The sequence below is a fragment of the Frateuria sp. YIM B11624 genome (assembly GCF_049727805.1).
GTDB lineage: Bacteria > Pseudomonadota > Gammaproteobacteria > Xanthomonadales > Rhodanobacteraceae > Frateuria_A.
On sequence record NZ_JBCNYA010000033.1, the window covers coordinates 1 to 12,450 of the forward strand.

General features: G+C 68.6%; 11 protein-coding genes. 10 read left to right on the plus strand and 1 reads right to left on the minus strand.

All coding sequences use genetic code 11. The features are described 5' to 3' along the window. The 3 genes from AAIL17_RS15115 to AAIL17_RS15125 all read left to right on the plus strand — a co-directional run. A partial coding sequence (locus tag AAIL17_RS15115; RefSeq protein WP_424683683.1) for a UDP binding domain-containing protein occupies nucleotides 1-191 on the plus strand: 191 nt, incomplete at its 5' end. Beyond that, on the plus strand, nucleotides 184-411 hold the full coding sequence (locus AAIL17_RS15120) for a SlyX family protein (RefSeq protein WP_424683684.1): 228 nt from the start codon (nucleotides 184-186) through the stop codon (nucleotides 409-411). The genes AAIL17_RS15115 and AAIL17_RS15120, both read left to right, overlap by 8 nt. Before the next feature lie 63 nt (nucleotides 412-474). Then, nucleotides 475-1,032, plus strand: a complete 558-nt coding sequence (locus AAIL17_RS15125; protein WP_424683685.1) for a DUF2058 domain-containing protein — start codon at nucleotides 475-477, stop codon at nucleotides 1,030-1,032. A 76-nt stretch (nucleotides 1,033-1,108) separates the two neighbouring features. Here the strand turns inward: AAIL17_RS15125 and AAIL17_RS15130 are convergent, their stop codons facing one another. Next, nucleotides 1,109-3,169, minus strand: coding sequence for a 3-hydroxyacyl-CoA dehydrogenase NAD-binding domain-containing protein (locus tag AAIL17_RS15130; protein ID WP_424683686.1), 2,061 nt, complete (start codon nucleotides 3,167-3,169; stop codon nucleotides 1,109-1,111). A 150-nt stretch (nucleotides 3,170-3,319) separates the two neighbouring features. Here AAIL17_RS15130 and AAIL17_RS15135 point away from each other — a divergent pair, with 150 nt between their 5' ends. The 7 genes from AAIL17_RS15135 (at nucleotide 3,320) to lepB (ending at nucleotide 12,438) form a co-directional block, all read left to right on the plus strand. Further along, complete coding sequence (locus AAIL17_RS15135; protein ID WP_424683687.1) at nucleotides 3,320-3,817, plus strand: hypothetical protein; 498 nt, start codon at nucleotides 3,320-3,322, stop codon at nucleotides 3,815-3,817. 7 nt (nucleotides 3,818-3,824) lie between these two features. Continuing rightward, nucleotides 3,825-6,362, plus strand: a complete 2,538-nt coding sequence (locus AAIL17_RS15140; RefSeq protein WP_424683688.1) for a putative bifunctional diguanylate cyclase/phosphodiesterase — start codon at nucleotides 3,825-3,827, stop codon at nucleotides 6,360-6,362. Nucleotides 6,363-6,525: 163 nt separating this feature from the next. Continuing rightward, complete coding sequence (rpoE, locus tag AAIL17_RS15145; protein WP_424683689.1) at nucleotides 6,526-7,122, plus strand: RNA polymerase sigma factor RpoE; 597 nt, start codon at nucleotides 6,526-6,528, stop codon at nucleotides 7,120-7,122. Continuing rightward, nucleotides 7,119-7,760: a sigma-E factor negative regulatory protein gene (locus AAIL17_RS15150; RefSeq protein WP_424683690.1), complete on the plus strand. Its 642-nt coding sequence runs from the start codon at nucleotides 7,119-7,121 to the stop codon at nucleotides 7,758-7,760. Before rpoE ends, AAIL17_RS15150 begins: the two co-directional genes overlap by 4 nt. Before the next feature lie 111 nt (nucleotides 7,761-7,871). Beyond that, nucleotides 7,872-9,356, plus strand: a complete 1,485-nt coding sequence (locus tag AAIL17_RS15155) for a DegQ family serine endoprotease (protein ID WP_424683691.1) — start codon at nucleotides 7,872-7,874, stop codon at nucleotides 9,354-9,356. Between the two features lie 269 nt (nucleotides 9,357-9,625). Continuing rightward, a complete protein-coding gene (gene lepA / locus AAIL17_RS15160; protein ID WP_424683692.1) occupies nucleotides 9,626-11,416 on the plus strand; it encodes a translation elongation factor 4 in 1,791 nt (596 codons plus the stop codon). A gap of 104 nt (nucleotides 11,417-11,520) precedes the next feature. After that, a complete protein-coding gene (gene lepB, locus AAIL17_RS15165; protein ID WP_424683693.1) occupies nucleotides 11,521-12,438 on the plus strand; it encodes a signal peptidase I in 918 nt (305 codons plus the stop codon). Nucleotides 12,439-12,450: the final 12 nt, after the last annotated feature.

Below are 12,450 nucleotides of genomic sequence, written 5' to 3' on the forward strand. Positions count from 1 at the left end.
CCGACGTGCTGGCGATCGTGACCGAATGGAAGGCGTTCCGCGCGCCGGACTTCACACGCATCCGGGACACGCTCAAGGAGCCGGCGATCTTCGACGGGCGCAACCTGTACGACCCCGCGCAGGTGGAAGAGGCGGGGCTGGCCTACTACGGGATCGGGCGCGGGCGTTCGCTGAGGGCGGTGCATGTCTGACCTGCCCATGTCCGACTTGAACCGTCGGCTGGAGGAACTGGAGGTGCGCCTCACCTTCCTCGACGACACGGTGAGCGCGCTTGCGGCCGCCGATGCCGAGCAGGCCATGCGCCTGGTCGCCCTCGAGCGCGTGCTGCATGACTTGCGTGCCGAACTCGCCTCGCTGCGCACCGCGCAGGGCAGCGATCCGCACAGCGAACCGCCGCCGCCGCATTATTGATGTATGTCGCCGGGTGCGCAGGCGCGCCCCGGCTGTCCAACGCAACCGTGGATACTTCCGGTCATGGCCGATTCCCTCCGTGATCAGCTGCTCAAGAGCGGCATCGTCAAACAGGTACGCGACGAGCAGCGTGCGAAGTCGCCGGCGCCAGCGTCGCGCGGCAACCGCCCGGCACAGGCCAAGGGCAAGCCGCACACCCCGCCGCGGCGTGACCAGGGCGAGATGGACCTGGCCAAGGCCTATGCCATCCGCGCCCAGGCCGAAGCCACCGAGCGCAAGCGCGCCGAACAGGAGGCGGCCCAACAGGCGCGCCTGCGGCGCGAGCGCAAGGCGAAGGTCCAGCACCTGCTGGAAGGCCAGGTGCTGAACAAGGCCGAGGTCGACCACGTGCGGCACTTCGAGTACGGCGGCAAGATCCGGCGCGTGCACGTCGACGCCGATCAGTTGGCAGCCCTCAATGAAGGGCGGCTGGGCGTCGTGCAACTGGGCGGCCGCTACATGGTCGTCGCCCAGGCGATCGCAGAGCAGGTACGCGCAATCGATCCGCACCTGCTCGCCTTGCTGGTCGATCCGCAGGCGGCGGCCGACGATGACGGCGTGCCCAGCGACCTGATGTGGTGACCTGGGCCTAGGGTGGGCTTCAGCCCACCGGCCCGGCGGGAGATGGTGGGCTGAAGCCCCACCCTACGGGAGCAGGCTACGGCGCAGAGGCTTGGCCGAGCGCCGGCGAATCCCATCCCTGCTTGGGCAGGAACCGTTCGCCGTGGCGTTGCGCCAGTTGTTCCAGGCGCCCGCGCACCGTCGGCACGCCTTCGCTGCGGACGTACTGGATCGGGCCGCCACGGAACGGCGCGAAGCCGGTGCCGAAGATCACGCCGGCATCGAGCAGGTCCGCGTCGTCCACCACGCCGTCGGCCAGGCAGGCGACCGCTTCGTTGACCATCGGCAGGATCATGCGGTCCTGCACGTCCGGTGGCGGCGTGTAGTCCGGATCGACCTCCGGCTTGACCGGCTTGCCGTCCTGCCATACGTACAGGCCCTGGCCGTCCTTCTTGCCGCGCTTGCCGGTCTCGAGCTTGTCCTCGATGCCGGGCGGCAGCTCCAGTCCGAGGAACGGGCCCAGTTCCTTGCCCACCGAGGCGCACACGTCCAGGCCCACCGTGTCGGCCAGTTCGATCGGCCCCATCGGCATGCCGAACTTCTTCGCCTCGCGGTCCAGCACCGGGCCGGGCACGCCTTCGCTGTAAAGGCGCAGGGCCTCCAGCAGGTAGGGCATCAGGATGCGGTTGACCAGGAAGCCGGGCGTGCCCTTGACCGCCACCGGCACCTTGCCCAGCGCCTTGCAGAAGGCCAGCGCACGCTTCTCGATGGCCGGATCCAGCCGATCGTGGCGCACCACTTCCACCAGCGGCATCTGCGCCACCGGGTTGAAGAAGTGCAGGCCGAGGAAGCGTTGCGGCGCGGCCAGGCCCTGGCGCAGCTCGTCCAGTGGAATGCTGGAGGTGTTGCTGGCGAGGATTTCCTGCGCCTTGAACTGGGGCTCGATCTTCGCGTAGAGCTCGCGCTTGGCCTCGGCGTTCTCGTAGATCGCCTCGATCGCCAGGTCCGCGGTGGCCACGCCGCTGCCCTCGACGTCGGCGCGCAGGCGGCCCATGGCGGCGTCGACCTTTTCGGCGCTCTTGAGCTTCTTCTCGTAGAAGCCGCGGGCGCGGTCCAGCGCGGGCTGGACGAACTTCATCTCGCGGTCCTGCAGGGTGACCTCGTAACCCTTGTAGGCTGCCCAGGCAGCGATGTCGCCGCCCATCACGCCAGCGCCGACCACATGCACGCGGCGGATCTCCGGATCGACCCCGCCGCCGGCGCCCTTCAGCCGCTCCTGCAACAGGAAGACGCGGATCAGGTTGCGCGCGGTGGGCGTCTGCGCCAGCTTCGCCACCGAGCGCGCCTCCAGCTTGAGCCGCTGCTGGAGGCTGGCGCCCCCGTTCTGCCAGACGTCGATCAATGCGAAGGGTGCCGGGTAGTGCTCCTTGCGCACCTTGGCCGCGGTCTGCTTGGTGACCATCGGCGCGAGGATCTGCCGCACCGGCCACCAGTTGGTCGCCCAGGCCTTGGCGCGCTGGGCGAATGGCCGTGCATGTGGGCGGCGCAGCAGCGCGCGCGCCTCGGCCAGCAGTTCGGCCGGCGGCGCCACGCGGTCGATGACGCCCAGGGCCTGCGCGCGCCGGGCCGACAACGGGCGGCCGGTGAGCATGATCGGCAGCGCCTCGGTGGCGCCGATCAGCCGCGGCAGGCGGGCGGTGCCACCCCAGCCGGGATGGATGCCGAGCATCACCTCGGGCAGCGCAATCTTGGTCTTCTCGTCGTCCGCCGCGATGCGCTGGCGGCAGGCCAGGATCAGCTCCGTGCCGCCGCCCATGCAGGCGCCGTGCACCGCGGCCACGGTCGGGCAGGGCAGCCGGGCCAGCGATTCGAACACCTGCTGGCCGTGGCGGATGTTCTCCAGCACGGTGTCCTGCTCGGCATAACGCACGAATTCCTTGATGTCGGCGCCCACGGCGAAACCCGCGGCCTTGCCCGAATGGACGATGACGCCGGCCGGCTTCTCGATCGCCAGCCGTTCGACGATCTGCGCCAGCTCGTCCAGCACCTCGCGGGAAATGGCGTTGACGCTGCTGCCGGCGCGGTCGAGCGTCAGGGTGACGATGCCGCCGTCGTCCACGCTCGTCTTCCAGTGATTGAAGCGCAATCCTTCGAACATGGCGGTATGAGGGGTGGTCGGGGAGCCCTGAACCATACTGCTGCGTGCGGATGAATGCGAGTTGAGGCCGGGTGGCCCGGACCCGTCATTTTTCCGGAACGGTGACCTGGCGCTATTGCGCTTCGCCCGCGAGTGCGTAACGTACGCCCGATGAACCCCTTGCTGGCTTCAGCCCCGCCGCCGCCGGGCATCGAGATCTTCGAGCGCATCCTGGCCGCGCCGGCCGGGCTGATCCTGCTCGAGGGCTGCGACAGCCCCGCGCTGGTCGAGCAGTTCCGCGCCATCGTGCGGCGCAGCGGGCAGGCGGTGTATCTGTGGCAGCCGGACCTGGGGCTGGGCAACCTGGTCGACGCCCATGCGCGGGTGCCGGGCAGCCAGCGCCTGGGCGCGGCGCTGCGCTACATGCAGCAAAGCATGCATTTCGGCGTCTACCTGCTGATGGGCCTGGAGCCCCCGCTGTCCGCCATGGACAGCACCCTGCTGCGCCAGTTGGCCAAGCCGCCGGCCGGGCATGTGCGCCGGGTGGTGCTGCTGGACGCCTCGCCGGCGCTGGTCGACCACCTGGGCGACATGGCCTTCCATCTGAAGGGCCAGCCGGACGCACCGCTGCGGCCGCGCCTGCGCGACGGCCGCTGGCTGGTTGCCTGAGACACGCATGAGCGCCGGCATCCTGGTGGTCGCTGCCCAGCGCGATTTGCGCCGGAACGTGTTCGATGCCCTGGACGGCGCCGGCCACCCGACCATCCATACCGCCCGCGGCGTCCCGCACGCCGAATTGTTGCTGGACGGGCGAGAGCCGTTGATGCTGGTGGTGGTCGCCTTCGACGGCGACGCGATCGACGCCCAGACGGCTTGCGAGCACCTGCGGCGCATCCCCGCCTGTGCCGGGGCGCCGATGATCGCCGTGCTGGCCGATGGCGCCACAGTCAGGCCAAGCGAACTGCCGGCCGGCATCGCCGATTGGCTTTATGGCTCGCAGGTGGAGCTGGAACTGGTCGCTCGCTGGCGCCGTGTCCGTCCGCAGGCTGCGCCGGTGCAGGTCGGCCCGGACCAATACCGTTTCGCGTTCGAGGAAGACGCGAGCGAATGGCTGGTGGTCGATCCGCAGACCGAACGGGTGCTGGAAACCAGTTCCGCGGTGGGCCGGCACAGCCAGCTCGAGCCGGAGCAACTGGTCGGCCGCGGCGTGCGCGAGCTGCTCGCCTTCGAGGGCATCGCCATCGAGCACGTGCTCGAGCAGGCCGACCGGCGCTGGTACGCCTGCCAGCGGCGCTCCAGCCGCGGCGCGGACACCGGCCAGGCCAGCGCGCGGCGGATCCGGCACGGCGGGCGCGAGGCGATCGCGCTGATGTTCCGTAGCGACCGCGCCGACATCCGTGCCGAAGCCGCGCTCAGCCTGCTCTCGCGCATGTTCGCCTCGGCCAACGGCGTCGATACGCAGAAGGTCGCCGCGCGCCTGCTGGTCGACGAACTGGGCCTGGACTACCTGGCGCTGTGGTCGGCCCACTCGGGAGAGGGCGCCTCCACGCCCAACCTGCTGATCCAGCTGTGGCGTGGCGACGACCAGCCATGGCCGGCGCCGGCCCAGCAAAGCGCGCTGCGCCAGGTGCTGGACGGCAAGACCGTGCTGCATCCGGCCAACGCCCGCAAGCTCACCGGAGGCGATCCGCTGGTCGAACTGCTGGGCGTGTCCGGTTTCGCCGGGCTGCCGCTGTTCGACGAGCGCCGCGCCGTGCTGGGAGCGCTGCTGGTCGGCAGCCGCACGCCGTTCGGCGACATGGGCCTGGTCGAGCCGGTGCTGCGCGTCGCCGCCGCGCGCTTCGCGCATGCCCAGGAGTTGCGCCTGACCCGCGAGCAGGGCCGCGCCGAAGGCCTGATCGACGCGCTCACGGGCCTGCCCAACCGCCTGCTGTTCACCGACCGGCTGGACACCATCATCCGCGAGGCGCACCGCACCCGCGAAACCTTCGCCGTGCTGTTCGTCGACCTGGACCGCTTCAAGGACATCAACGACACCCTCGGCCACGCCGCCGGCGACCAGGTGCTCAAGACCGTCACCCACCGCCTGTGTTCCAGCGTGCGCGCCTCCGATACCGTCGCCCGCTACGCCGGCGACGAGTTCATCGTGGTGCTGCGCCACATCATCAAGAACGACGACGTGCTGCGCGTGGCCGAGAAGATCGTGCAGGTGATGGAGGCGCCGCTGAAGGTTGCCGGCGAGGAAGCGCCGCTGAAGGTTACCGCGTCGATCGGCGTGAGCTTCTATCCGGACGATGCGCTCGACGCCGAAACCCTGCTCAAGCACGCCGACGAGGCGATGTACGCGGCCAAGCGCCAAGGCCGCAACAATTTCCAGTTCTACGAGATCAGCCCCGAACAGGCTCAGCAGCACGACGTGTTGCTCAAGACCCGCCTGCGCCATGCCGAGGGCAACGGCGAGCTGCGCGTGTTCTACCAGCCGCAGGTCGACGCGGCCAGCGAGGACATCGTCGGCATGGAGGCGCTGGTGCGCTGGGAGCATCCGGAACTCGGGCCGATCAGCCCCGGCGTGTTCATCCCGCTGGCCGAGGAGACCGGCCTGATCGTCTCGCTCGGCGCCTGGGTGCTGCGCACCGCCTGCCGCCAGGCGCGCGAGTGGGAGGACAAGTACGGCCTGGCCTTGCGCCTGGGCGTCAACCTCTCGGCCGTGCAGCTGATGGAGCCGGACCTGCTGGATACCGTGTCCGCCGCGCTGGCCGAATCCGGGCTGGACCCGCGCCTGCTGGAGCTGGAGGTCACCGAGAGCATCAGCATCAAGGCGGTACCCAACCTGGTGGAGAACCTGCACGGCCTGCACCGGCTGGGCTGCCGCATCGCCATCGACGACTTCGGCACCGGCGCCGCGTCGCTGGACTACCTGCGCAAGCTGCCGGCCGACCGCATCAAGATCGACCAGAGCTTCGTGCGCAACATCGGCATCGATCCGGACGACGAGGCGATCGTGCGCGCCACCATAGAGATGGCCCATCGCCTCAAGCGCGGCGTGGTGGCCGAGGGCGTGGAGATCGAACAGCACCTGAAGTTCTTGCGCGCCAACCACTGCGACGAGCTGCAGGGCTACCTGTTCTGCCGCCCGCTGCCGCACCTGAGCTTCGACCGCCTGCTGGCCGAGCGCCAGCGGCTGCTGGTCGAGCCGCAGGCCAACGTGGCCTGACCGGGACCTTCGGCAGGGCGCTCTTGATCCTCCCGCTGCGGCCCGCACATCGATCCAGGGTGTGACCTTCGCGTGAACTTGCGCCGCCGCGGCTTGTCTGAGGGCGGCGCGTTACCATCCGGCTGGCGCCACCCACGCGGTCACGACAAGGAGAAATGCCCGGATGGGCGAAAACGAACTGGATAGCGCCCTGGTCGAGCGTGTCCAAAACGGCGACCGGCGCGCCTTCGACCTGTTGGTGCGCAAGTACCAGCACAAGGTGATCGGCCTGATCTCCCGCTACGTCAACAACTACGCCGAGTGCGAGGACGTGGCGCAGGAGGCGTTCGTGCGCGCCTGGCGCGCGATCGGCTCGTTCCGCGGCGACAGCCAGTTCTACACCTGGATGTACAAGATCGCGGTCAACACGGCCAAGAACCATCTCGTCGCGATGGGCCGCCGTCCGCCGACCGACGACATCGCCGCGGAAGACGCCGTGTTCCTCACCGGTGCCGAGCGGATGCAGGAGGGCGCCACGCCCGAGCGCGAACTGCTTCGGCAGGAAATTGAACAAACCGTCTTTCAGACTGTCCAAGCGCTGCCAGAAGAGCTCCGTACCGCCATCACGCTGCGCGAAGTGGACGGACTGAGCTACGAGGAAATCGCCGAGGCGATGGGCTGTCCCATCGGAACCGTGCGTTCGCGGATCTTCCGCGCGCGTGAAGCGATCGATCAGCAACTGCGGCCGCTGTTGTCGGACCGCGAGGATCATTCGACATGAGCGAAGCCCAACGTGAACACCTCTCCGCCGGCATCGACGGCGAACTGGCCCGCGAGGAACTGCGTTTCCTGCTGCGCCGGTTCGAGCACGATGCCGAGCTGCGCCAGGCCTGGACCCGCTACCACCTGGGGCGCGACGGCTTGCGCCGGCAGTTGCCGGCCGTAGCGTCGGCTGGCTTCGCCGCACGGGTGGAGCAGGCGGTCGCGCAGGAAGCCCAGGCCGCGGGTGGGCGCCGTGCGCCGCACTGGCTGCGCTGGTCGGCCGGTGGCGCGATCGCCGCCAGCGTCGCCGTGGCAGCGCTGATGATCGCCCGCCCGGTGACCGACGATGATCACGCCGCGGCCGGGCTGGCGCAGACCAGCCCGTCGACGGAAATCAGCGCCCCGCTGCAAGCGGCCACACCGGCCGCGGTGCCGCCGTGGCTCAGCGGCGATACCGCCTCGCACTACAGCCAGCAGGCGGCCGCGACCCTGGGCGACAGCTATGGCGAGATGGTGCTGCCGTATGCGCGCAGCCTGTCGCCCTACGGCCTGCAGATGGCGCGTTCGCCAGGCAACGAACCCGGCTACCTGTTGCTGGTCGACCCGCAGCAGGCGTCTGCTGCCCATTCGCGCCAGGCCGCTGCCGGCGCCCGATGATCCCGGCCCGCGTGTCGTCTCCGCGGCCGCTGTCCCCCTCAGCCACCGGCCGGCCCGCCTTGCGGGCCCGGCATGGTTGCGCCCGAATCTTGTCCTGAAGGAGGAGTGCCCATGAACCGAATTCCCTTGCGCACCTTGGCCTGCTGCGTGTTGCTGGGCCTGGTGACCGCCGGCTGTGCCCAGGCGGAACCGCCGGCCAGCCAGGCCAGCGCGCAGGCGCCGGTGGCGGCATCGGCCCCGGCCATGGCCAGCCTGCCGGACTTTACCCAGATCGTGCAGAAGAACGCGCCGGCGGTCGTGCACGTGGAGGCCAAGTACAACGGCCAGCGCCGCGAGCCGCGCATGCAGGCAGGCATGCCGGAAGACCCGCAGCTCGAACTGTTCCGTCGCTTCTTCGGCATGCCGATGATGCCCTCGCCCGAGGAGCAGGCGCATACCTCGCTGGGCTCGGGCTTCATCCTTTCCAGCGACGGCTACGTGCTGACCAACAATCACGTGGTCGACGGCGCCGACACGGTCACCGTGCGCCTGCAGGACCGGCGCACGCTCAAGGCCAAGGTGATCGGCACCGACCCGAATTACGACATCGCGCTGCTCAAGGTCGACGCCAGCGGCCTGCCGGCGGTGTCGATCGGCGACTCGCGCACGCTCAAGCCCGGCCAGTGGGTCCTCGCGATCGGCTCGCCGTTCGGCCTGGACTACACCGTGACCCAGGGCATCGTCAGCGCCGTGGGCCGCAACCTGGGATCCGGCGACCAGCCGTACACCTCGTTCATCCAGACCGACGTGCCGATCAACCGCGGCAACTCCGGCGGCCCGCTGTTCAACCTGCAGGGCCAGGTGGTTGGCATCAATTCGCAGATCTATTCCAACACCGGCGGCTATCTCGGTGTGTCGTTCTCGATCCCGATCGACGTGGCGATGAACGCTGTACAGCAGATCAAGGACCACGGCTACGTCACCCGCGGCCAGCTCGGCGTGCAGATCAAGGGCGTGGACAGCGACGTGGCCAAGGCGCTCAAGCTCGACAGCGCCCGCGGCGCCATCGTGGCGGTGGTGAACGATGGCAGCGGCGCGGCCAAGGCCGGCATCCAGCCCGGCGACATCATCCTTTCCTACAACAACCAGCCGATCCAGGACGCCGCCTCGCTGCCGCCGCTGGTGGGCATGACCAAGCCGGGCACCAGGGTGCCGGTGGAGATCCTGCGCGACGGCAAGAAGCAGACCTTGCAGGTGACCATCAGCGAGATGCCGCACGGCAAGGGCGGGGCGAACGGCAACGACCAGCCGTCGGCCCAGTCCGGTTCGGCCGCGCTCGGCCTGAGCGTGCGCGACATCGACGCCGATACCCGCCAGCAACTGGACCTGCCCGGTGGCGAGGGCGTGGTGATCGGCGACATCACCGGCCCGGTGGCCGCCCGCGCGGGGTTGCAGCCGGGCGACGTGATCCTGCGGGTGAACCAGCAGAAGGTCGGCAGCACCGCGGCGTTCCGTGCGGCCACGAAGGACGTCAAACCCGGCGACACCGTGCTGCTGCTGGTGCGCCGTGGCGACCAGACCAACTTCGTGGCGCTGACGGTGCCTTCGGAGAAGTAGGGGTTCCTCGCGAAAAGAGCCCCCATCCGCCCTTCGGGCACCTTCCCCCGCCAGACAGGGGAAGGACCAGCTAACGCAGCCTCTCCAACCGAGCCTTCCCCCGCGAACGCGGGGGAAGGTGCCGACAGGCGGATGGGGGCAGCCGAGCCTCCGCCTGGATCGATGGCGCCTGGCCAATCCATGCGACAATACCGGGTTCGTATCGCCATCCCGGCGAACCGCGGTCCGCGCCCACTGCGCGGGCCGCGAAAGCCCGACCAGCGTATTCCATGGAACTGATCCGCAACTTCTCCATCATCGCGCATATCGACCACGGCAAATCGACCCTGGCCGACCGCATCATCCAGATCTGCGGCGGCCTGACCGAACGCGAGATGGAAGCGCAGGTGCTCGACAACAACCCGATCGAGCGCGAGCGCGGCATCACCATCAAGGCCCAGTCCGTGTCGCTGCCGTACAAGGCGCGCGACGGCAAGACCTACCAGCTGAACTTCATCGATACGCCCGGCCACGTCGACTTTTCCTACGAGGTTTCGCGCTCATTGGCTGCGTGCGAAGGCGCGCTGCTGGTAGTCGACGCCGCGCAGGGCGTGGAAGCGCAGTCAGTGGCCAACTGTTACACCGCGGTGGAGCAGGGCCTGGAAGTGGTGCCGGTGCTCAACAAGATCGACCTGCCCACCGCCGATCCGGAAAAGGTCAAGGGCGAGATCGAGGCGGTGATCGGCATCCATGCCGACGACGCCGTGGCGATCAGCGCCAAGACCGGCCTCAACGTGGTGGAGGTGCTCGAGGCGATCGTCGCGCGCATTCCGCCGCCGCAGCCGCGCGACACCGACCGCCTGCAGGCGCTGATCATCGATTCCTGGTTCGACAACTACCTGGGCGTGATCTCGCTGGTGCGCGTGATGCAGGGCGAGATCAAGCCCGGCGACAAGCTGCTGGTGATGTCCACCGGTCGCGTGCACGAGGTGGACGACGTCGGCGTGTTCACCCCCAAGCGCAAGAAGCTGGACAAGCTCGGCGCCGGCGAAGTGGGCTGGATCAACGCCTCGATCAAGGACGTGCACGGCGCGCCGGTCGGCGACACGCTGACGCTGGCCGCCAAGCCAGCCGACAAGCCGCTGCCCGGCTTCCAGACCATGCAGCCGCGCGTGTTCGCCGGCCTGTTCCCGGTTTCGGCCGACGATTACCCGGCCATGCGCGAGGCGCTGGACAAGCTGCGCCTCAACGACGCGGCGCTGTTCTTCGAGCCCGAGTCCTCCGAGGCCATGGGTTTCGGTTTCCGCTGCGGCTTTCTCGGCATGCTGCACATGGAGATCGTGCAGGAGCGGCTGGAGCGCGAGTACGACCTCGACCTGATCACCACCGCGCCGACCGTGGTCTACGAGGTACTCAAGACCGACGGCACCGTGGTGGCGCTGGACAATCCTGCGAAACTGCCGCCGGTGCCGCAGATCGACGAGATCCGCGAGCCCATCATCGTCGCTAACATCCTCACGCCACCGGACTACATCGGCAACATCATCACCCTGTGCGAGGAAAAGCGCGGCGTGCAGCGCTCCATCCAGTACATGGCCACGCAGGTGCAGATCAGTTACGAGATGCCGCTGGCGGAAGTCGTGCTGGACTTCTTCGATCGCCTGAAGTCGGTCTCGCGCGGCTACGCCTCGATGGACTACCACCACGAGCGCTTCGAGGCCGGTCCGTTCGTGCGCGTGGATGTGCTGATCAACGGCGACCGCGTGGATGCATTGAGTCTGATCGTGCACCGCAGCCACGCCGACCGGCGCGGCCGCGACCTGGTCGAGCGCATGAAGGACCTGATCCCGCGCCAGCAGTTCGACGTGGCGATCCAGGCGGCCATCGGCGCGCAGATCATCGCCCGCTCCACGGTCAAGGCGCTGCGCAAGAACGTCCTGGCCAAATGCTATGGCGGCGACGTGAGCCGCAAGAAGAAGCTTCTGGAGAAGCAGAAGGAAGGCAAGAAGCGCATGAAGCAGGTCGGCCGCGTGGAAATCCCGCAAGAGGCCTTCCTTGCCGTTCTGAAAGTGGATAAATAGTGGTGCGGGAAACGGGGAGCGGGAAACGGGGAACGACCAGGCTGCGGCCAGGCTCGTGTTCCCCGTTCCCCGTTCCCTGTCTCCCGCTCCGATAGGAGCCCTGCATGGAATTCGATTTCTCCGCCATCCTGCTGGCCCTCACCGTGCTGTTCGGCGTGGTGTGGGGGCTGGACCGGCTGTTCCTGTACAAGAAGCGCAAGGCGCGCCTGGAGGCGGCCGGCGAGGCCTACCGCGAGCCGGTGCCGGTGGATTGGGCGCGTTCGCTGTTCCCGGTAGTGCTGGTGGTGCTGCTGCTGCGCTCGTTCGTGGCCGAGCCGTTCCGCATTCCCTCCGGGTCGATGATGCCGACGCTGGACGTGGGCGACTTCATCCTGGTCAACAAGTTCGCCTACGGCCTGCGCATGCCGGCGTTCAATAACAAGTTCCTCAGCCTGGGCGAGCCCAAGCGCGGCGACGTGGTGGTGTTCCGCTTCCCCGGCTACCTGTGCCAGGACGACAACGGCACGTGGGTGCGCAGCGGCGACATCAGCTGCTCCGATCCGCATGCGCCGGTGCCCAACCAGAACTGGATCAAGCGCGTGATCGGCCTGCCGGGCGACACCATCGAATCGCACGGCGACCAGTTGCTGATCAACGGCAGGCCGGTGCCCGCCGACCTGACCGGGCCGTTCCAGGGCCGCGCCAACGGCGACGAGTCACGGCTGATGCGCGACTACGGCGCCACCGTGTGGACCGAACACCTGCCGCGTTCCGACGGCAAGGGCAACATCGACCACATGATCGCCCGCATGCCGGCCTATTCGGTTCCGTTCCCGCTCCCGAACGACAAGGTGCCCGCCAAGGTGCCGGCCGGCTGCTATATCGTGATGGGCGACAACCGCTACAACAGCACCGACAGCCGCTGGTGGGGCTGCCTGCCGGAGAAGAACCTGGCCGGCAAGGCGTTCCTGATCTGGCTGAGCTGGAAGGGCACGCAGGACGGCTGGATCGACTTCTCCCGTATCGGCAAGATCATCCACTGACGCAGGACGTGA